This window comes from Acinetobacter sp. YH1901141 (assembly GCF_013416935.1).
Lineage (GTDB): Bacteria > Pseudomonadota > Gammaproteobacteria > Pseudomonadales > Moraxellaceae > Acinetobacter > Acinetobacter towneri.
The window spans coordinates 47,404-67,411 of record NZ_VPEY01000004.1 but is presented as its reverse complement, the minus strand read 5'-3'; the positions used below and the strand labels follow the sequence as shown (position 1 = coordinate 67,411).

The window sequence follows — 20,008 nt, the reverse complement described above, 5'->3', positions numbered from 1 at the left end:
ACAAATTAAGTGCTAGTACTGCAAGCTTAGACACCACAATTTTTGCATATTTTTGCTCAATTAAATATTTTTTAAACAATTTTCATGCTTCAATGCAATAATTCAGCGTGATCTTTTGACATTGCATACATAAAAATCTGAAACATCGTAAAATAACGACAGAAAACACATTATTGCAATCATTTACGTGCAGTCTTCACGTACATGACTTATGCTAAACCTATCTTCTGACATGAAGTTTATTACATGATGAAAAATTGGGTCGATCCTGAAGCGAAAGCTGAAGCCGAACGTTACGAAAATCCTATTCCAAGCCGTACCTTAATCTTAGAAACCATTGAAACACTGCAAGCGGCACAGTCACATGCAGACTTGGTCGAGCATTTTGCCATTGCAGATCAAAAAAGTATTGATGCGTTAAGCCATCGTTTAATTGCCATGGTGCGTGATGGTCAGCTCATGAAAGATGGATTTAAGTTCCAGCTGGCTGCAGAACAACCGACCCATGACGCCACGGTTTACATCAACAGTAAAGGTTTAGGCTCTGCCAATATTTCAGGCCATGATGATATTTTGCTGCCTGAACGTGAACTGCGTTTAGTGTTTAATGGCGATCAGGTTAAAGTCCGCCAGACTTCAGTGGATCGTAAAGGCAAAGCATGGGGCTTTATTACTGAAGTCACCCAGCGTCGCGTCAAACAAATCATTGGTAAATTGTCAGAATACGATGGTGAATATTTTATTCAGCCTGCCCAGCCGAATAGCCATCAACCCATTACCTTAGAAAAAGAACTGATTGAACATGCCCAAGTCAAACTGGGCGACTCTGTACGCATTGCAATTGACGACTATCCAACTCGTGAAGAGTTTGCGACTGGTCATATTGTTCAGTCCATGGCAGATAAAGCAGATACCGAAATTATTATTCCACAAACCATTTTGGAATTTGGTCTACCGTATGAATTTCCTGAAGCCGTGATTCAGGAAGCTGAAAGTTTTCAGGAGCCTACGGCGCAAGACCGTGAAGGGCGTATCGACTTACGTGATTTAGCCTTAGTTACCATTGATGGTGAAGATGCGCGTGACTTTGACGATGCTGTCTATGCCGAAAAACGCCCAGGCGGGGGTTACCGTGTCGTGGTTGCCATTGCCGATGTCAGCCATTATGTACGTCCTGGCAAACCGCTAGATGATGAAGCGCAGGAACGTGGTACTTCAGTCTATTTCCCGCATTTTGTATTGCCGATGTTGCCTGAAGCTTTATCGAATGGCTTATGTTCGCTGAATCCGCAGGTTGACCGTTTGTGTATGGTCTGCGATTTAAAACTGTCACGCGCAGGTCGGGTCACAGGTTTTGAATTTTATCCATCGGTCATGCATTCCAAAGCACGTTTAACCTATACCCAAGTGGCTCAATATTTTGAGGGTGACAGTGCTGCCATTCCAGAAGATCGTGAAGTACGTAAATCACTGAATACCCTGTTCCAGTTGTATCAGGTGCTGAAAGGTTTACGTGCTGAACGTCATGCCATGGAATTTGAAACCGTTGAAACCTACATGACCTTTGATGAGTTGGGTGGAATTAACGAAATTTTGCCACGCACCCGTAACGATGCGCATAAACTGATTGAAGAATGTATGTTGCTAGCCAACGTCGCAGCAGCAGAATATGCACTAAAACACGATGTGCCAATGCTGTACCGTGTGCATGAACCACCAGAGTTTTCACGTATTCAAAAAGTCCGTGATTTTGTCAAACTGCTCGGCTTACATTTCCCTGAACAGCCAACGCAAGCTGACTATCAAGCTGTGATTGAAGCCACCAAAGACCGTATTGATGCCCCAAGTATTCATGCAGTGTTATTACGCTCCATGATGCAGGCCTATTATGGTGCCAACAATGCAGGACACTATGGCTTGGCTTATGATGCCTACACGCATTTCACCTCGCCAATTCGCCGCTACCCTGACCTGTTGTTACACCGTGCCATTAAAGCGCATTTAAAACAAAAGCCATCTCCACTGTCTGGTGCTGCCTTAGATGATGCAGGCGAACACTATTCTGCAACCGAACGTCGTGCCGATGAAGCCTCACGCTCAGTCACAACATGGCTAAAATGTCACTATATGCAGCAGCATTTAGGTGAAGAGTTTGTTGGAGTCATTTCTGCAGTAGCCGAGTTTGGTCTGTTTGTAACACTTAAAGACCTTTATGTAGATGGCATGATTCACGTTAGCCAATTGGGCGATGACTTCTTTGTATTTGACCAAGCCAGCCAAAGTCTAATTGGACAAGCACGTGGTCAAAGCTTTAGCTTGGGCGATGAAGTTAAAATTAAAGTCGCGGCTGTCAATTTAGAAGATCGCAAAATTGATTTTGAGCTCATGCAGCAACTCACCCATGCAGGTCGTGCTATTCGTATGCGCGCACCGCGCGTGGCAAAACCGTTCAGCCGTGAAGCCACTGAAGAAGTTTTTTCTGAGCGTCCAAGCAAGGCGACTTTAAGTGAAAACGGTGAGCAACCTGTGCCGAAGAAAAAGCCAAAAAGCAAACCGAGCTCTTACGGTAAAAAAACCTCAGCGAAGTCGGAAGCTAAACCGAAAGACAAAGCCAAAAAAAAGACCAAGGTGAAAAAGAAAAAATCCAATGCCAAAGCAAAGGGTGAGTAAATTTTACTAAATAAAAAAGAGTGCTACGGCGCTCTTTTTCATTTAATATATCTCTATAAAAATAAACCACTTAAAAATCATGACATCACAGAAAATTACTAAATACTATTACCATGAATATGTAATATGCTTAGTCTTTGTACTTAGTATTTCAGCACTGATTGCTCTCTTTTTTATAGACTTCACCCCAACAAATCAAGTCAAAATCACAGCCTTCATTGTTGCAACGTTGATTTATTTGGCTGTTTTGATCTACTTTTATGTTCTGCATAGATACGGACAATGGATCATTCCACGTACATGGACAAATGTACAAAAAAAGCCAAAATTCTATTTTTTACTCCTCTTCCCTATTTTTGTAATTCTGTTTCTTTACTTAAATCTAGTTGTCTATCCTCCTCTGCTTCATACCCTAGTTTTGGGTACACCTACTGTGGTGACATTGGAAGCAAGCGCTGTTAAAAAACATGGTAAAAAAGGAAGTGTCTACTATTCTATTGAAACACCGTATGACTCTACTGGTATGTTTCGAATCAATGTAGATGAATATGAACACTACAAAAATCAAAATCTATTCATAAAATTATCGGTCATTGAGGGGCGCTTTGGCACCTACATCCAAGATATTCAATCTATCCACGGTGAAACAAGAGCGAATAAATAGCACCCAAGGCTTGATTTATCCTTCTAGAAGCCTTACTTCTACAAATAACACAGGAAATAAATCGGCAGACCGACATGACATTAGAAAAGGCAACTTTGCCTGTTCCACAATTTGATCAAATTACCCTGGCAGATTTAAAACAAAAAATTGAGCATGCCATTCAGCAGGGACAAAACTTTTTAAATAATCTGACTGCAGTACCTGAAAATACGACGGCGCAATTAAATGTTTTAGAACAGATTGATCAGCTCGAAAATAACATGAGCGAAGCATGGGGCGTGCTGTCACATTTAAATGCGGTCATGAATAATCCTGAAACCCGCGAAGTGTATCAAGCGCTGTTACCAAGTTTAAGCGACTACTACACTCAATTGGGTCAGCACACGGTGTTGTATCAAAGCTATCAACATATTCACGACGCCAACACCTTTAAAGATTTGCCTGCTGCACAACAAAGCGCAATTCAACTGGCATTGCGCGACTTTAAACTGTCAGGTGTGGCCTTAGAAGGTGAAGCTAAAAAACGCTATGCTGAAATTTCAGCGCGTTTATCGCAACTGTCATCAGACTTTTCCAATCATGTATTGGATGCCACCCAAGCCTATTACAAAGTATTGTCCGAAGATCAGCTCAAAGGTTTACCGCCAAGCAGCGTTGAATTGCTGAAACAATATGGTCAGCAACGCGAATTGGAACAAGCTGTGGCAACACTGGATATTCCTGCCTATTTAGCCATTATGACCTATGCCGATGATCGTGCTTTGCGCGAAACCTTGTATCAGGCATACACTACTCGCGCGTCCGATCAATCAGCCCAGTCTGAATTTGACAACACCCCGATCATGGAAGAAATCTTGCGTTTACGTCAAGAAATGGCGCAATTGCTCGGTTTTAACAACTATGCAGAATTATCCCTTGCCAGCAAAATGGCACCAAGTGTCGAAGCAGTCGATCAATTCCTGCGTGAACTGGCAGAACATGCTCGTGCACCTGCAGAACAAGAAATTGCCGAACTCAAAGCCATTGCCGCCCAAGATGGGATTGATACCTTACAACCGTGGGATACAGGCTACTATTCTGAAAAATTAAAATTACAGCAATTTAACCTTTCACAAGAAATGTTAAAACCATATTTCCCTGCACCGAAAGTGGTTGAAGGTCTATTTAGCATCGTCAAGCGTTTATACGATGTCGATATTATTGAGCGCGCTGCCCCTGTTTGGCATCCTGATGCACGTTATTTTGAACTTGAAGATCAAGGTCAAGTGATTGGTGGTTTTTACTTTGATCTATATGCCCGTACAGGCAAACGCGGCGGCGCATGGATGAGTGGTTTCCGTTCACGCATGCAATTGGCACAAGGTTTACAAAAACCAATTTGCTATATGGTGTGTAACTTTACCCCACCTGTTGCAGACCAACCCGCGCTTTTAACGCATGATGAAGTCATCACCCTATTCCATGAATTTGGACATGGCTTACATCACATGCTAACTGAAGTAGATAATATTGCTGTGGCAGGTACACATGGTGTCGCTTGGGATGCGGTGGAATTACCAAGCCAATTCATGGAATTTTGGACTTGGGATCAAGATAGTTTAGATATGCTGAGTGCGCATATTGAAACCCAAGACACCCTGCCAGAACACCTGCTTAAAGCGCTGTTAGATGCACGTTTCTTCCAGTCGGGAATGCAGAGCCTGCGCCAAATTGAATTTGCCCTGTTCGATTTAAGTATTCATCGCAGCAACCCTGCTTTAAATGCGGAACAGATTCAAGCCATGCTAGATGATATTCGTCAAAACTATGCCGTTGCGCCAACTACAGCTTACAACCGCTTCCAGCACAGCTTCAGCCATATTTTCGCAGGCGGCTATGCTGCAGGATATTATTCATACAAATGGGCAGAGGTTTTGGCCAGCGATGCCTTTGATCGCTTTGAAAATGAAGGGCTATTTAACACCGAAACTGGCAAGCAGTTTAGACAGTTTATTCTAGCAGTTGGCGGAAAAGATTCAGCGCTTGACGCATTTATCAATTTCCGCGGACGCGAGCCAAAAATAGACGCACTATTACGTCATCAAGGTTGGACGAACATAGTCAAAAACGCTTAAACTAAGAACTTTAGATGAAGTTAGGGGAGTCGTGATGACCATTAAACGTCGTTTCATTGCAGGCGCAAAATGTCCGAAATGTCAGGCGATGGATCGGGTTGTCATGCTCACCGCTGACGAAGCTGAATGGATCGAATGTATCGAGTGTGATTATACGGAAAACCGTCCAACACATATTGATGAACCTGAAATCCCAGAGGTTTCAGATGAAATTGGGGTGATCCAGTTTAAGCCGCGTCAGTCAAAGTAAAACAATAAGGTTCAACAACGCATGACTGAAGATCAACGACATAACCCTAAGCTTTTATGGGCGATTACGGGTGGGTTAATTATTGTCATTATTGCCGTATTTATCTTTCAATGGATGGGCGATAGCGAGAATACTGCGCCTATAGAAACTGCCCCAACTACGGCGTCTGTAGCGAAAGCTGTACCTGCTGAAGCAACGCCATTGCAAGAAGATGAAGCAGCACCAAAACAGTTGATCACAGAAGATTTACTCAAAGCACCTATATCTGAGAATGCAGCGCTTGCCAAAGAAGAAGTGGCTAAATTAGATGACATTCAAAATCAGCTGAATGATCAACGTGCCTTATTAAAACAGCAACATAACGATGCTGATGAATTGATTAAACTGAAAGAAGAACAAATCAAAATACTGGAAGCCCAACTGGCACAGTAAGCCTCCTCTGCTTCACATCAGTCATTTTAAAATACGATAAAGGGTCAGTGTTGTAGCCAATTTAAGCTAGAATAGCCAGAGGTTATTCTGGCTTTATTTGTATGACATCTTCTGGTTCTGCCCAACAAAATTTGCTCAAAGCAATTATGCTGTTGACCTGCTCTGCCTTTCTGTTTTCACTCATGGGAGTGTGCGTTCGTTACGCCTCAGAAACGGTAGATAATGCCACAGTGGTATTTTTCCGTAATTTCATTGGTTTGTTTATTTTTATCCCGCTCATTTTCAATAAAGGCTTGGGCTTTTTTAAAACTGAAAAGTTATGGATGCACACTTGGCGTTCGGTAGTCGGATTAACCGCCATGTATGGTTTTTTCTACGCGATTGCCAATCTAAAACTGTCCAATGCGATGGTCTTCACCTATTCATCGCCTATTTTTATTCCCTTAATTGCATGGCTATTCCTTAAAGAAAAAATCACCAAACCAATGCTATGGGCTGCGTTCATTGGTTTATTTGGCGTGTTATTTGTCGCCAAACCCGATGCAGGTATGTTTAATAGCATGTCCGCAATTGGACTCAGTGCCAGTTTTTTAGCAGCGATGGCTTTTGTCACGGTACGCGCCCTGACTCAAACCGAACCGCCTGAACGCATTGTGTTTTATTTTTGCATGATTGGGACACTCATTTCTGTTGTACCGATGTTCTGGTCATGGCGTCCTTACAACTTAAAAGAATTGAGTTTTTTAATTGGTGCAGGATTGCTGGCCAATATCAGTCAGATCTTTATGTCCAATGCCTACCGTCTTGCCCCTGCTGGGCAAATTGGCCCTGTCAATTACATTGCGATTATTTTTGCAGGGATTTGGGGCTTTAGCTTTTGGCATGAAACGCCAGACTTATTTAGTTTAATTGGCTTTGCCCTAATTTTGCTTGCCATTATTTTGTGCAGTCCACTGTTACAAAAACACCTGAATCATCACTCCCCGCATTCATAATGCTGCTTTGTATTCCCTGCATATCAACCTATTAAAAAAACACCCCGTAGTGAACCACAGGGTGTTTTTAAATAATAAGATGACAGTGATTAAGTATCCATGTGCTTATTCATACCAGCCGAATAGCTTGAACGCATACGGTGCATAGGCAATAATCAACATCGCAGGAAGCATCACAATCATAGGCAAAATCCAACGCTCATAACGATAATAGAACGATTTATGACGAACTTCTGCATCGGCTGCAGCGACTTCTTCATCTCCAATCGACTGCCTTGCCAATAAGTGATTCAGCGCTACAGGTGGCGTCACATAGCCTAATTCAAAACCAATTAGGGTAATCATCCAGAAATGCGCAGGATGTATCCCATATTGATAAGCTACAGGCGCAACCGTTGCAGAAATTAGAATCACCGCACCGAATGGATCCATAATCATGCCCACAAAAATCATCAAGGCAACAATCAGGCTAATCACAATAAAGATGCTGCTAATGTCGGTTGGGAACGCTTCCATAATTTCAATGCGTTCTAAATAGCCACCTACACTGACTGAAAGCGCCATCAAAATTACCAATGCCCCAATATGTCCCACCGTTTCACTGGTCGATAAATGCAGAGCTTTGAAGAAACCATACTGACGCAATGGTGAATCAGGTGCAGTCAATAATGAGCGCTCAGATGAAGCTGCTGTCTGTTGTGCTACAGGCTTGTGATCTAAAGTCTGATCCCACTGCCCCATCGCTGGAATAGGCGCAGGTTCATGGCGCAATTTATCAAACAACACCATCATCAATAAAATAACCGGCATCATTACAGGTGCAGTAAATTCATTCATATTGGTGTCTAAAGCATATTTATAGAACAACCAAATCAACACAAAAATGAGGATATATGGTAGTACAGGGCCAAAAGCACGTAAGGACAATGGCGCAGCTATGTTCGGTGCAGCAATGCGGAATTTATTTTCAGCAAAGAACAACGAAATCACTAAAAATAGGGTTGAAGTCAGTAGGAACACATACAAACCATAGTGATACAGCATGTCCGTTGTGACTTCTTTATTCAGCGATGCCACCACAACAATCAATAGGCATGGACGAAGCACGACCCCCATTGAACCCGACATAGCTGTTGCCGCCAGTGCAAACTGACGTCGTCCACCCGCATTCCAAACTTCTTTATAAATGATCGCACCTGCAGCAATGACAAAAATCCCCGATGCACCGGTATAAGCCGTTGGTAATGCAGCAGCAATCAGAATCAGCCAGGTTAAAGTTTCAGGTGCCAAATTCCACGGACGCAGAATATTCAGGAACAAATCCACAATTCGGGTTTGTTTGAGCAACATCCCCGCCCAAATAAACAAAGCCAAGTTCAAGAAAATACTAGAGAATTCGACCAGTTGCCCTAGGTAAATCCCTTGCCCCATTGGATAATCCATCAGGAAGGTAAAAGAGAAACCCGTACTAATTGCCATATAGGCATACAAAGGTACGCTCAGGAAAGCAAGACCTAAACTACCGCCTTCACGGGTCGGTGCAGGTGGCTTAATAAGCTGGAATAAACTAATTAAAGTCAGAGTTGCAAACAGAATCATCCACATCCAGTAAATGATTTGCGTTTCACCACTCATCGGTACGCCTGAATTGAGTACTGAACGATATTGACTGATACTTGACGAGGTTAAGAAACCATTCGCCACCACCATTAAGGTCGAATACACCTTGAAGTCAATTTTGGTCGCAGGGCCACGTAAACCAATGTGATGGGTCTTTAAAGTGGCACTAATTGCAGCAAAGACCACCATCAATACCAATAAAATGGCACGGTTTTCAGTACCAAATTTAAAAATACCAAAAAAAGAGGTTTCAATGGTTCGATACATTTTCAAGCTTGGATGGGCTTGAATATGCTGAATCGCCTGATCATGAAATTGAAATTTTTCTTCACAAATTTGTTTGGCTGCTAAAATGGAAGCGCGGACATCTGATTCAGAGGCAGTACCAAAAATATCGGCAAACTCATCAGCAGCATTGGCTTGCATTTGGGCATGTACTTGTGCATCGATATCGGGGTTGCGTTCGCAGTCAGGTGCAGTGGGTTCGGCACGCAAAAATGAATACTGCATACCCGTTGCAGGGTCACCGTATAGGCGTTCACCCATGCGCAACAACTGACCATGTACCATTTCACCTGTACCAATAATAAGTGTCAGTAGCAACAAGATCAAAATAACGAATGTAGAAATCCATTCTGTCCATATATGTCTGAGCAAAGCCAAGCCAGACCTGCGTTGTCCGTTATTGTGCATATATTTTCCTGTTTTTATTCTATGCAGAAACCGAGACACTCGAATTTCTGTCTGTCCTTATTCAACGGAATATCCATCTTCCATTGAGCATTTTTGTATTCAGTTTAAATGTGAATGAACGTCGTTATTTTTAAAATGACAATATAGATTTTCTTTTAAGTAAAAATGGTCAATTGTGAGATTTCTTGTGAGCCCTTTTTGCCATCATTTTGATGTAATTTTAATGCGGATCAATGCAATAGGCCCAAATAATATAAGCCAGTGCAAAAATTACTCCCCAAATCACCCCCAATAAATGTGCCTCAACTAATACAGGACTGCCGATTAATTCTGCTGTACCCAAACTGCCCACTGTATTTTCCCAAATCAGTTTAGATAAAATAAGCAGCAAGACCAATGTGGCAAAGCCACGTTCTTTTTTATAAAGCAAATGCACACATGCCACCGCCACATAAGCACCATGCAACACCCCAGAAAGTCCTGCATAGGCATCAATATCGGCAAGGAAGTAATAGAAACTCAGACTAATCGCTGGCGGTAGTACCAACAAAAGCGCCACAAAGTGCCATACTTTGGCATGCGGAAAAATAAAAGGTAAACAGGCAAAGGCGATCATATTAAGCAAATAATGAATCCAGCCCACATGCACCCAATGCCCTGTCCATAAGCGCCAGAATTCATCCAATAAATGTGTAGACCAATAAATAAAATGCTCTGCAAAAATCTGCAAACATGCCGAAACCGACATACATGTCGCAATAAACACAATTTTTCGACTGAGAAATTGAGATGAATATTGCATAGGCGCTTGCATCCTCCAAATTATTCTTGTTATGTGCTTCGGCAAACGGATTGCCCAATCCTAAAACCTCTGGTCAATATTGAATTGGGCAATCTTGATATTTTTACAATTGAGCTGCCGTATCCTCATTAAATAAATCATCTAATTCAGAAGAATTATCTTGCTCATCCCAGAAACGCTGCTGATCACCCGTACGCACACCTGTATGTTCAGTCCAGTAACGGTCTGAAATTCCTTGTACCATGCTTCCCGCCATGGCATCAATCAATTTAAATTGTGGATTTACAGGTTTTTCGTCACTGCGTGCATTAGAAAAGGCTTTGAGTGCGTCGCGGATTTTGGCATCTTCACCACTGGCTTGGGCAGCAACCGCGTATAAAGCGTGTGATAAACGCACGCCTTTATTTTCACCGATTTGCATCGACTGCTTTAAGGTTTGATACGGATCAGGTTTGCCATCTCCCGCACCTGGAAGCAAAGTCCAAATTACGGCACGTGTAGCCTCTGGTGCGCCCCAGAATTTTTCATTGTTTAAACAGGTCATACCACGTTCAACAATCGCGGCAATATCTTTAGGCACATGCACTGCCCCGCCTGAATTAATATCATTGGTCATGGCTTGCAAGCCACTCAACATCCCCAACATATACACAGTTTGATCAATATCACTGTTCATTTTTGGACAACCTTCGCCCAAAGGTTTCCGATATTTCTTTTCCCAACGATGCTGAAACAATTGATAGCCTGTGTATTGGCGCTGTGCCGCCAAAGCCGCCCAACGTTTTTGCTGAATCCGCGCATCTTGCGCTTCGCCTACTTGCCCTGCTTTTGCTGCACGTAAATAACGCAATTCAGCATCCAAAGCTTTTTCTTCGGCACAAATGCCCGCTGCCGAGTACATCAGTACCGCAACACGGGTTGGGTCTGCGCCCATATCTTTAGTCGCCATAATGGCAGGGGTTAAGGAATTACCAGAATTACACACCATTTCAGCATCTTCCATCGCTAAAATTGGCGGCACAATATGTTTTTCAGTAAATCCAAGTGCGACATTGGCACCTGTTTTGATCACTTGTGAACAACCTGATAATAATAAACTTGTGATTGCAAATACGGCCACACCCTGGCCTATTTTTTGGACTTGCGACATTTTCCTGTCCTCTATAATTGTGTTTATGTCCATTGCAACAAACATAGCAGAAGCAATATCTGAATAAAAGCGTCTACTTGCTGCTTCAGATGGATAACTTTGCCATGTTTTAAAGTGACTAAAATTGACTGAAATCTGTCATCCGACAAAATTTAGGCAAAAAAAAGTAGCATTGCGACGGTTCAGCACATGCTACTTATTAACTGATGCCCAATTCGGGCTTATCTTAAAAAATCTTTCGACTAAATTTAAATCTGCACATTTCAGGAATCTGATTTGTATTGATCTACACTTGTCTGGAATGAATATAACTGAAAATAGGGATATGTGTAATCTTTTATGCCAATATAAAATGACTGATCAGGACACGAAAAATAGATGATAATTTTATCTTTATGATACTTATAGTTTTTTATTATTATAAAAATATACAGCTGTCTGTAAATTAGAGCATTTTCGCCAATACTTTTAGAGCCTTCCATTCCGCCTTGGAAACCTGATCACACCAAATCACCAGAGGTTTAAAGGCTTGCTGAAATTCCATGACGATATAAATTTGATGATCTATCACTTGACGCAGTTGCACACGCTGAATTTCAATTTGGCGAGCTGTGCTTTTAATCTGTTGTGATACTACACGAGGCGCGAGATAGGAAATTGACCATTCACGGTCATCTAATTGATCTAAACCAACAATTCGGTTTGCACGAACAAATTTAAAATATGTCCAGCCCATAATGACAATACATACAACGCTAAGCCATGGCTTTAACACTTGTAGTAAAAGCCAAACGATGAGTAGAGCGATCATCAGCTGAAACACTATTGCGATGACACTAGGTTTCAGCTGAAACTGCTGCTTAGCCATGCACATAATGCTTTAGTTTACGGATAAAATCTTTCAACTCAGGACGTGGTGGCTCAGACACTTCCATAAACCAATCCAATAAATCTGGGTCTTCCTGCTCAACCAAATCGGCAAACATTTGTTTTTCTTCCGCACTGGCAGTCAAATAATGATTTTTCACATACGGGTCAAAATAGACATCAATTTCCTTTAAACCACGACGGGCACGGTAAATCACTTTGCGTTCTTCTAAGCTGATGTCATCACTCATGCGGTTTCCCCATTAAAATTAAACTCAGGCTAGTTTAACCGACCCCTTTTAAAGTTTCGATGACTTTTATGCAGCATTGACCAAAAGCATCATCTTTCATTTGCAATTGAAACTTTTGCACCTTGTTGCCCCCTATAAATTCTTCTAAGGTGAACTCAAAATAACAACATCAGGAAGATAAAACCATGCAATCTGCCGCAATTCGCCCCATTGCCAATATGTTACCGCGCACCTTATTCAGTGCTGAACACGACAGTTTTCGTGATTTGGTACGAAAATTCTATTTGCAGGAAGTCATCCCCCATACTGAAAAATTTGAAGCGCAGCAGCATGTAGACCGTGAGCTATGGCGTAAAGCAGGTACTTTGGGTTTGCTGTGTAGCACCATGCCTGAAGAATATGCAGGTTCAGGGGTAGACCGCTTATACAGCATGATTTTGATTGAAGAACAAGCCTATGCAGGTGACAGTGCTACCGGTTTTTCACTGCATTCAGATATTGTCGCCAATTACATTAATAACTTTGGCACAACTGAACAAAAACAACACTGGTTACCCCGCATGGCCACAGGCGAAGTGATAACCGCGATTGCCATGACCGAACCCGGTACAGGTTCAGACTTACAAGCTGTGCGTACCTCTGCGGTATTGGATGGCGATGAATACGTGATTAATGGTTCTAAAATTTTTATTACCAACGGCTATTTGTGCGACATGGCGATTGTGGTATGTAAAACAGCGAACACAGACAAAGGTTCAGCCAATCTGTCTTTAATATTGGTAGAAGCAGACCGTGCGGGATTTAGCAAAGGCAAACCACTGAATAAAATTGGTATGAAAGGTCAGGACACTTGCGAATTATTTTTTGATAATGTCCGCGTGCCTCGCAGCAATTTATTGGGTGCAGAAGGCATGGGCTTTATCATGCTGATGAAAGAACTGGCTTGGGAACGCTTAATTGTCGCGATTATTTGCCAAGCAGGTGCAGAAGCTGCTTTTGCACATACACTGCAATATACTCAGCAACGTCAAGCCTTTGGCAAAAGTATTCATAGCTTTCAAAATACGCGCTTTAAACTGGCAGAATTACGCACCGAAATTGATTTCTGTCGTGCTTTTTTAGATCAATGTATGCAGTTACAACTTCAAGATCACCTCAGTGTTGAAGCTGCAGCGGCCGCCAAATATAAAATTTCAGAGATGTACTCCAAAGTGGTGGATGAATGTCTACAACTACATGGTGGCTATGGCTATATGCTTGAGTATCCAATTGCACGTGCTTACTTAGACAATCGAGCCAATCGCATTTATGCAGGCACCAATGAAATTATGAAAGAGCTGATTTCACGTTCTTTATAAAATTTCCACCTCAACATAAAAATGGCGCAAGCAATTTTAAATTTCTTGCGCCATATTATTTTTGCACCCAACGATTTAAGACACTAATTTAGGTTTACGCTGCTGTGCAGGCACAGCTTGTTTGAATTTTAAAATACCATCTTTAAAACTTGCTTGTTTTAAAGTTTTGCGATCTTCTAAGTAATTGTTGGTCACTCGCCATGGCGCATGTTTGCCTTGCTTTGGCATCACATTAGCAGCACGCGCGATATAGCCCGAACTCAAACTGCCCATCACCGTATCTTCCAATAACTCTGTTTGGTCACCTTGAGGAATTACCTCGTCATAACCTTGTCGATCCATATAATTGAGCAAACGACAAATATAATCCGCAGCCACATCCACTTTAAGCGTCCAAGAGGCATTAATATAGCCAATAATCATCGCCATATTCGGTACATCGCTGATCATCACACCTTGATATAGCATGTGCTTCGAGGTGTCTAAAGGCACACCATCAATTGTGGCTTGAATACCGCCTAGAATCTGAATATTCAAACCTGTCGCAGACACAATAATATCGGCATCCAAATGTTTACCCGATTTTAATTGCACACCTGTTTCAGTAAAACTTGCAATTTGATTGGTTTCAATCGAGGCATGCCCTTCGCGTAAAATCTTAAATAAATCACCATCAGGCACAACACATAAACGCTGATCCCACGGATTATAATGTGGCGTGAAATGCTTCATATCTACCTTGCCCTTGAGCTGCATTTGGATAGATTTCAGCAACAAAGTCCGCAGTAATTTCGGCTGTTTTTGTGCTAAAGCATAAATGGCGCGTTGCATGCCAATATTACGTGCGCGCGTGATTTTGTAAGCAACATCTTCAGGCAAAACTTTACGCATTTGCTGATAAACAAAATCCATTGCAGGCACTGAAGCAATATAAGTCGGCGAGCGTTGTAGCATGGTGACATGCGCTGCACCACCTTTTGACATAGCAGGTACTAAGGTAATGGCGGTTGCACCACTACCAATAATTAAGACCTTTTTACCACGATAATCTAAATTCTCAGGCCAATGCTGTGGGTGAATAAATGTACCTTTAAACGCATGTTGATTCGGAAAGTCAGGCTGAAAACCTTGATCGTAATTGTAATAGCCTGTGCAACCTAAAACAAAATTAGCCACCCAAGTTTCAATCTGTTGCACTGCATTTTCTATACGTAACATCCACTTACGTGTTTGAGAGTCATAATTGGCAGATAACACACGATGCTGAAAATGAATTTTTGAGTGTAAGGCTTTTTCTTGAATGACTTCTTCTAGATAGTCTTTGATAGATGCGCCATCGGCAAGTACATTGGTTTTTTTCCAAGGCTTAAAATTATAACCAAAAGTCGACATATCCGAATCTGAACGAATGCCCGGATATTGGAATAAATCCCAAGTGCCACCAAAACTTTGACGACGCTCAATAATTTCAAAAGAACGCTGTGGGCAGTTTTGACTTAAATGTGCTGCTACACCAATGCCCGAAATCCCTGCCCCAATAATTAATATATCAACCTGCTTATCCATGTTTTATTGTCCAGCTTGAATGATGTTTTTTATTAAAGCATAAATTTGACAATACACAATGTCAAGTTTAGCAAAAGTTACTAAAATTTATATCAATTCGGGACAATTTCATCATTTATTGAGATTCAATATATTTTTTTCATAAAAAAAGACCGGTAAAACCGGTCTTTTTCTGAACAACGTGCGTTATTCTTAGCGAAATTATTTAACTTCGCGATCTACAAGCTCAACGTAAGCCATCGGTGCAGCATCACCCGCACGGAAGCCCGCTTTAAGAACACGTAGATAACCGCCGTTACGCTCTTTGTAACGAGGGCCAAGAACGGTAAATAATTTACCAACAGTTGCTGCTGAACGAGTACGAGCAAACGCTAAACGACGGTTTGCTACTGTATCGTTTTTAGCTAAAGTGATTAAAGGCTCAGCAACACGACGTAATTCTTTTGCTTTAGGAACAGTTGTTTTGATTAACTCGTGTTCGAACAAAGAATTAGCCAAGTTTTGGAACATCGCTTTGCGATGGCTGCTTGTACGGCCTAATTTCACACCACTATTACGATGACGCATGGTGATAGTCCTACTTAATTAACGGCTACGATAGGCGAAACGATCGTCCATACGGAGACTAGCCGGTGGCCAGTTCTCTAAACGCATGCCGAGCTGTAAGCCTTTAGAAGCCAGAACATCTTTGATCTCTGTAAGCGATTTTTTACCCAAGTTAGGCGTTTTAAGTAGCTCAACTTCAGTACGCTGTACAAGATCACCAATGTAGTAAATATTTTCTGCTTTCAAACAGTTAGCAGAACGAACAGTAAGCTCTAGATCATCTACTGGACGAAGCAAGATTGGGTCAACTTCTTCACGAGGCTCTTGAGCAACAGGAGCTTGATCTTTCTGAAGATCAACAAAAATTGCAATTTGTTGTTGCAAGATTGTTGCCGCTTTGCGGATTGCTTCTTCTGGATCAACTGTACCATTGGTTTCAAGATCAATGATCAACTTGTCAAGGTCAGTACGTTGTTCTACACGCGCATTTTCTACGATGTAAGACACACGTTTAATTGGGCTATAAGAAGCATCTAACTGCAAACGACCTACAGGGCGAGTTTCGCCTTCTGGGAAACGTGAGTCAGATGTTTCATAACCACGACCTTGAGCAACTTTCAGGCGCATTTTTAAATTGCCTGTAGCACTTAAAGTGCCGATCAAGTGTTCAGGGTTAACCACTTCAACATTATGCGGTAAACGAAGGTCTGCAGCAGTTACATCGCCTGGACCTTGTTTTTCCAATGTCAAATAAGCTTCATTTTGATCGAACAGCTTAATAGACAATCCTTTCAGGTTCAGCAAGAGCTCGACGATGTCCTGCTGCAAGCCTTCCAAAGTACTGTACTCGTGCTCGACACCTTCAATTTCAACTTCTACCACAGCTGCGCCAGGTAAAGAAGAAAGAAGGATGCGACGTAAAGCATTACCAAGAGTATGACCAAAGCCACGCTCTAATGGTTCTAGAATAACTTTTGCCGAGGTCCCGCTTGCCGCTTCGACCTTGATCGCTTGCGGAGTAAGAAACTCATTTGCAGTACGCGTCATTATTGCTACCTCAAGGATTATTTAGAATACAATTCTACAATCAAGCTTTCGTTGATTTCAGCAGGTAAATCAGAACGATCTGGTGCAGCTTTAAACGTACCTTCAAATTTAGAATGGTCAACTTCCATCCATGAAGGGATACCACGTTGAGCAGCCAATTCAATTGCGTTTTTAATACGTAATTGTTGTTTTGCACCTTCGTGAACTGCAATTACATCACCAGCTTTAACTTGAATAGACGCAATGTTAACACGACGACCATTTAAAGTAATGCTACGGTGAGATACAAGCTGACGAGCTTCTGCACGTGTAGAACCAAAACCCATGCGATAAACAACGTTATCAAGACGGCTTTCGAGCAATTTCAACAAGTTCTCACCTGTTGCGCCTTTCACACGAGCAGCTTCTTTATAGTAGTTACTAAATTGACGCTCTAAAACACCGTACATACGACGTACTTTTTGTTTTTCACGTAATTGTAGTGAGTACTCAGATTGCTTACCACCACGAGCCCCGCCATGTTGGCCAGGAGCTTTAGCGTGTTTTTTAGTTTTGACGTCAAATGGTTTAACGCCAGATTTTAGTTGCAGGTCTGTCCCTTCGCGGCGAGAGAGTTTGCATTTTGGACCAATATAACGAGCCATGAATGTTTCTCCTTACACGCGACGTTTTTTAGGTGGACGGCAACCGTTGTGAGGGATTGGAGTCACATCGGTAATGCTGTTAATTTTATAACCCACTGCACCTAATGCACGAACCGCAGACTCACGACCTGGACCAGGACCTTTAACAAGGACTTCCAAGTTTTTCAAACCGTAATCTAAAGCAGCTTTACCAGCAACTTCAGCAGCTACCTGAGCAGCGAACGGAGTTGATTTACGTGATCCACGGAAGCCTTGTCCACCTGAGGTAGCCCAAGCCAGTGCATTACCTTGACGATCGGTAATGGTCACAATGGTGTTATTAAAAGAAGCGTGAATGTGTGCAACACCTTCAGAGACGGTACGAGTGACCTTCTTGCGTGTGCGAGTATCTTTAGCCATCTTTTAGCTTCCAGAAATCTTATTTCTTAATCGGTTTGCGCGGACCTTTACGGGTACGTGCGTTAGTTTTGGTGCGTTGACCACGGACAGGCAAGCTGCGACGATGACGAAGACCGCGGTAGCAGCCTAAATCCATTAAACGTTTAATGTTCATGGAAATTTCGCGACGTAAGTCACCTTCGGTCGGAACCTTAGCAACTTCTGCACGAATCGCATCAAGCTGAGCGTCATCTAATTCACGGATCTTTGTTGTTGGTGCGATACCAGCAGCAGCTAAGATAGTCTTAGCAGTGTGGCGACCAATACCAAAGATATAAGTGAGAGAGATAACAGCGTGCTTGTTATCCGGAATGTTTACACCGGCAATACGAGCCATTCAATTTTCTCCAAAAAGGCAGTTAAGATAATCAACCGCCCCACAAAAATCTTGAGGGGCGGATAATAACCTAATTAGCCTACTGAAATCAACAGGTCTTAATCAAATTAACCTTGACGCTGCTTATGACGAGGTTCTGCGCTGCAAATTACGCGAATAACCCCATTACGACGGATAACTTTGCAGCTACCACAAATTTTCTTTACAGAAGCTTGTACTTTCATGATGAAACCTCTAAGTGCGCTTATCCCTTAGGATGAGCAGTCGTTTTTCTCATTAACGTTTGATTATCGTACTGGTGCGAGGTGAGATGTGCTTGAAGCTGAGCCATAAAGTCCATCACAACCACTACAACGATTAATAATGATGTACCACCTAAGCTAAATGGAATTCCAAATGAGCTTTGTAGAATCATCGGCATTAAGCAGACTACAGTGATGTAAATCGCGCCAATAAAGGTCAAACGACTGAGAATATGATCTAAGTAACGAGCAGTTTGCTCACCTGGGCGAATACCAGGCACATAAGCTCCGCTGCGTTTCAAGTTTTCCGAAACTTCTTTAGGGCTGAAAACCAGCGCAGTGTAGAAGTAACAGAAAAAGATAATTAACGCACCAAAGAGCACCAAATACAACGGTTGTCCAGGCGACAATACCAATGCCAAGTCTTGTAGACTACGCTTGATTAATCCAGCACTAGGATCCGCACTGCCGACCCATTGACCTAAGCTCGCTGGGAACAAAAGCAATGAACTGGCAAAAATTGCTGGAATCACACCTGCCATATTAATTTTTAATGGCAAATGCGTTTGCTGAGCAGTAAATACACGACGACCTTGTTGTTTTTGAGCATAGTTTACTGGAATACGACGCTGCGCCTTCTCAATAAACACAATTGCTGCAAGTACACCCAAAGACAATAAACCAAAAATTGCCAAACCAATCAGGCTTGACTGGCCACTGTCAATAGATGTGAAGGATTGCATAATTAAATTAGGCAAGCCTGCAACAATACCTGCGAAAATGATCATGGAAATACCATTGCCCACTCCGCGTTCGGTAATTTGTTCACCCAACCACATTAAGAACATTGTGCCTGCAACCAAAGAGGTCACAGCTGGAACGTAAAAAGCCAGACCTGACGTTAAGGTAATACCTTGACCAATCAGACCTGCACACATCCCAATCGCTTGCACAAGTGCAAGAAACAATGTGCCTTGGCGCGTATATTGATTAATTTTGCGTTTGCCTTGCTCGCCTTCTTTTTTCAAAGCTTCAAGCGAAGGAACCACGGTAGACATCAACTGTACGATAATCGAAGCAGAAATGTATGGCATGATCCCTAAAGCAAGAATCGACATCCGCTCTAATGCACCACCCGAAAACATGTTAAACAAACCAAGGATTGTACCTTGGTTTGCATTAAACAATTGTTCAAGTGCGGCATTATTAATGCCTGGTACTGGAATATGCGCTCCTAGTCGAAATACCAACAACGCACCAATGAGAAACATCATTCGGCGTATAATTTCACGGTATTTCACGTGAAATGGTTGGCCTTTCAT

At 42.2% G+C, this 20,008-nt stretch carries 20 protein-coding genes; 7 read left to right on the top strand and 13 right to left on the bottom strand.

Features of this window, described 5'->3' with window-relative positions:
• Positions 1 to 246 precede the first annotated feature (246 nt).
• The 6 genes from rnr to FTV52_RS03735 all read left to right on the top strand — a co-directional run bounded on the left by rnr (position 247) and on the right by FTV52_RS03735 (position 7,125).
• Complete coding sequence (gene rnr, locus FTV52_RS03760; protein WP_179989933.1) at positions 247 to 2,670, top strand: ribonuclease R; 2,424 nt, start codon at positions 247 to 249, stop codon at positions 2,668 to 2,670.
• A gap of 79 nt (positions 2,671 to 2,749) precedes the next feature.
• Positions 2,750 to 3,334, top strand: coding sequence for a hypothetical protein (locus FTV52_RS03755; protein ID WP_111885424.1), 585 nt, complete (start codon positions 2,750 to 2,752; stop codon positions 3,332 to 3,334).
• Positions 3,335 to 3,408: 74 nt separating this feature from the next.
• On the top strand, positions 3,409 to 5,448 hold the full coding sequence (locus tag FTV52_RS03750; protein ID WP_131260579.1) for a M3 family metallopeptidase: 2,040 nt from the start codon (positions 3,409 to 3,411) through the stop codon (positions 5,446 to 5,448).
• Between the two features lie 40 nt (positions 5,449 to 5,488).
• Complete coding sequence (locus FTV52_RS03745; RefSeq protein ID WP_171324836.1) at positions 5,489 to 5,698, top strand: YheV family putative zinc ribbon protein; 210 nt, start codon at positions 5,489 to 5,491, stop codon at positions 5,696 to 5,698.
• 21 nt (positions 5,699 to 5,719) lie between these two features.
• Positions 5,720 to 6,130 carry a hypothetical protein gene (locus tag FTV52_RS03740; protein WP_179989931.1) on the top strand — a complete coding sequence of 137 codons (411 nt, stop codon included), beginning with the start codon at positions 5,720 to 5,722 and terminating at the stop codon, positions 6,128 to 6,130.
• 101 nt (positions 6,131 to 6,231) lie between these two features.
• Positions 6,232 to 7,125, top strand: coding sequence for a DMT family transporter (locus FTV52_RS03735; protein ID WP_004974770.1), 894 nt, complete (start codon positions 6,232 to 6,234; stop codon positions 7,123 to 7,125).
• A 105-nt stretch (positions 7,126 to 7,230) separates the two neighbouring features.
• On the opposite strand, the gene FTV52_RS14835 is transcribed toward FTV52_RS03735, so the two are convergent.
• The 5 genes from FTV52_RS14835 to FTV52_RS03710 all read right to left on the bottom strand — a co-directional run bounded on the left by FTV52_RS14835 (position 7,231) and on the right by FTV52_RS03710 (position 12,508).
• Positions 7,231 to 8,604 carry a TRAP transporter large permease subunit gene (locus FTV52_RS14835; protein WP_373682943.1) on the bottom strand — a complete coding sequence of 458 codons (1,374 nt, stop codon included), beginning with the start codon at positions 8,602 to 8,604 and terminating at the stop codon, positions 7,231 to 7,233.
• Positions 8,605 to 9,658: 1,054 nt separating this feature from the next.
• On the bottom strand, positions 9,659 to 10,240 hold the full coding sequence (rrtA, locus tag FTV52_RS03725) for a rhombosortase (protein ID WP_179989929.1): 582 nt from the start codon (positions 10,238 to 10,240) through the stop codon (positions 9,659 to 9,661).
• Positions 10,241 to 10,343: 103 nt separating this feature from the next.
• Positions 10,344 to 11,390: a hypothetical protein gene (locus tag FTV52_RS03720; RefSeq protein WP_179989878.1), complete on the bottom strand. Its 1,047-nt coding sequence runs from the start codon at positions 11,388 to 11,390 to the stop codon at positions 10,344 to 10,346.
• A gap of 445 nt (positions 11,391 to 11,835) precedes the next feature.
• A complete protein-coding gene (locus FTV52_RS03715; protein WP_096901367.1) occupies positions 11,836 to 12,258 on the bottom strand; it encodes a protein YgfX in 423 nt (140 codons plus the stop codon).
• Positions 12,251 to 12,508, bottom strand: coding sequence for a succinate dehydrogenase assembly factor 2 (locus FTV52_RS03710; protein WP_004974752.1), 258 nt, complete (start codon positions 12,506 to 12,508; stop codon positions 12,251 to 12,253). Before FTV52_RS03710 ends, FTV52_RS03715 begins: the two co-directional genes overlap by 8 nt.
• A gap of 185 nt (positions 12,509 to 12,693) precedes the next feature.
• On the opposite strand from FTV52_RS03710, the gene FTV52_RS03705 reads away from it, so the two are divergent.
• Positions 12,694 to 13,866, top strand: a complete 1,173-nt coding sequence (locus tag FTV52_RS03705) for an acyl-CoA dehydrogenase family protein (RefSeq protein WP_179989927.1) — start codon at positions 12,694 to 12,696, stop codon at positions 13,864 to 13,866.
• A gap of 75 nt (positions 13,867 to 13,941) precedes the next feature.
• Here the strand turns inward: FTV52_RS03705 and FTV52_RS03700 are convergent, their stop codons facing one another.
• From FTV52_RS03700 to secY, 8 genes are all read right to left on the bottom strand, one after another.
• Positions 13,942 to 15,432, bottom strand: coding sequence for an NAD(P)/FAD-dependent oxidoreductase (locus FTV52_RS03700; RefSeq protein WP_179989925.1), 1,491 nt, complete (start codon positions 15,430 to 15,432; stop codon positions 13,942 to 13,944).
• Positions 15,433 to 15,633: 201 nt separating this feature from the next.
• The gene (gene rplQ, locus FTV52_RS03695; protein ID WP_004974746.1) at positions 15,634 to 15,999 is read right to left on the bottom strand and encodes a 50S ribosomal protein L17; all 366 of its coding nucleotides are present in this window, start codon (positions 15,997 to 15,999) and stop codon (positions 15,634 to 15,636) included.
• An 18-nt stretch (positions 16,000 to 16,017) separates the two neighbouring features.
• A complete protein-coding gene (locus FTV52_RS03690; protein ID WP_004974745.1) occupies positions 16,018 to 17,025 on the bottom strand; it encodes a DNA-directed RNA polymerase subunit alpha in 1,008 nt (335 codons plus the stop codon).
• 17 nt (positions 17,026 to 17,042) lie between these two features.
• Entirely contained in the window at positions 17,043 to 17,669 is a 627-nt protein-coding gene (rpsD, locus tag FTV52_RS03685; protein ID WP_004974744.1) for a 30S ribosomal protein S4, read from the bottom strand.
• A 12-nt stretch (positions 17,670 to 17,681) separates the two neighbouring features.
• Positions 17,682 to 18,068, bottom strand: coding sequence for a 30S ribosomal protein S11 (rpsK, locus tag FTV52_RS03680; protein ID WP_179989923.1), 387 nt, complete (start codon positions 18,066 to 18,068; stop codon positions 17,682 to 17,684).
• A 19-nt stretch (positions 18,069 to 18,087) separates the two neighbouring features.
• Positions 18,088 to 18,444, bottom strand: coding sequence for a 30S ribosomal protein S13 (gene rpsM / locus FTV52_RS03675; protein WP_004974734.1), 357 nt, complete (start codon positions 18,442 to 18,444; stop codon positions 18,088 to 18,090).
• Positions 18,445 to 18,551: 107 nt separating this feature from the next.
• Positions 18,552 to 18,668, bottom strand: a complete 117-nt coding sequence (rpmJ, locus tag FTV52_RS03670) for a 50S ribosomal protein L36 (protein WP_000867907.1) — start codon at positions 18,666 to 18,668, stop codon at positions 18,552 to 18,554.
• Positions 18,669 to 18,688: 20 nt separating this feature from the next.
• Positions 18,689 to 20,008, bottom strand: coding sequence for a preprotein translocase subunit SecY (gene secY, locus FTV52_RS03665; protein ID WP_171062591.1), 1,320 nt, complete (start codon positions 20,006 to 20,008; stop codon positions 18,689 to 18,691).

What these genes read in the sequence shown, in the direction of transcription:
- rnr (WP_179989933.1), top strand. Translation starts at nt 247, where the DNA reads ATGATGAAAAATTGGGTCGATCCTGAAGCGAAAGCTGAAGCCGAACGT.
- FTV52_RS03755 (WP_111885424.1), top strand. Translation starts at nt 2,750, where the DNA reads ATGACATCACAGAAAATTACTAAATACTATTACCATGAATATGTAATA.
- FTV52_RS03750 (WP_131260579.1), top strand. Translation starts at nt 3,409, where the DNA reads ATGACATTAGAAAAGGCAACTTTGCCTGTTCCACAATTTGATCAAATT.
- FTV52_RS03740 (WP_179989931.1), top strand. Translation starts at nt 5,720, where the DNA reads ATGACTGAAGATCAACGACATAACCCTAAGCTTTTATGGGCGATTACG.
- FTV52_RS03735 (WP_004974770.1), top strand. Translation starts at nt 6,232, where the DNA reads ATGACATCTTCTGGTTCTGCCCAACAAAATTTGCTCAAAGCAATTATG.
- FTV52_RS14835 (WP_373682943.1), bottom strand. Translation starts at nt 8,604, where the DNA reads ATGGCAATTAGTACGGGTTTCTCTTTTACCTTCCTGATGGATTATCCA.
- rrtA (WP_179989929.1), bottom strand. Translation starts at nt 10,240, where the DNA reads ATGCAATATTCATCTCAATTTCTCAGTCGAAAAATTGTGTTTATTGCG.
- FTV52_RS03720 (WP_179989878.1), bottom strand. Translation starts at nt 11,390, where the DNA reads ATGTCGCAAGTCCAAAAAATAGGCCAGGGTGTGGCCGTATTTGCAATC.
- FTV52_RS03715 (WP_096901367.1), bottom strand. Translation starts at nt 12,258, where the DNA reads ATGGCTAAGCAGCAGTTTCAGCTGAAACCTAGTGTCATCGCAATAGTG.
- FTV52_RS03710 (WP_004974752.1), bottom strand. Translation starts at nt 12,508, where the DNA reads ATGAGTGATGACATCAGCTTAGAAGAACGCAAAGTGATTTACCGTGCC.
- FTV52_RS03705 (WP_179989927.1), top strand. Translation starts at nt 12,694, where the DNA reads ATGCAATCTGCCGCAATTCGCCCCATTGCCAATATGTTACCGCGCACC.
- FTV52_RS03700 (WP_179989925.1), bottom strand. Translation starts at nt 15,432, where the DNA reads ATGGATAAGCAGGTTGATATATTAATTATTGGGGCAGGGATTTCGGGC.
- rplQ (WP_004974746.1), bottom strand. Translation starts at nt 15,999, where the DNA reads ATGCGTCATCGTAATAGTGGTGTGAAATTAGGCCGTACAAGCAGCCAT.
- FTV52_RS03690 (WP_004974745.1), bottom strand. Translation starts at nt 17,025, where the DNA reads ATGACGCGTACTGCAAATGAGTTTCTTACTCCGCAAGCGATCAAGGTC.
- rpsD (WP_004974744.1), bottom strand. Translation starts at nt 17,669, where the DNA reads ATGGCTCGTTATATTGGTCCAAAATGCAAACTCTCTCGCCGCGAAGGG.
- rpsK (WP_179989923.1), bottom strand. Translation starts at nt 18,068, where the DNA reads ATGGCTAAAGATACTCGCACACGCAAGAAGGTCACTCGTACCGTCTCT.
- rpsM (WP_004974734.1), bottom strand. Translation starts at nt 18,444, where the DNA reads ATGGCTCGTATTGCCGGTGTAAACATTCCGGATAACAAGCACGCTGTT.
- rpmJ (WP_000867907.1), bottom strand. Translation starts at nt 18,668, where the DNA reads ATGAAAGTACAAGCTTCTGTAAAGAAAATTTGTGGTAGCTGCAAAGTT.
- secY (WP_171062591.1), bottom strand. Translation starts at nt 20,008, where the DNA reads ATGAAAGGCCAACCATTTCACGTGAAATACCGTGAAATTATACGCCGA.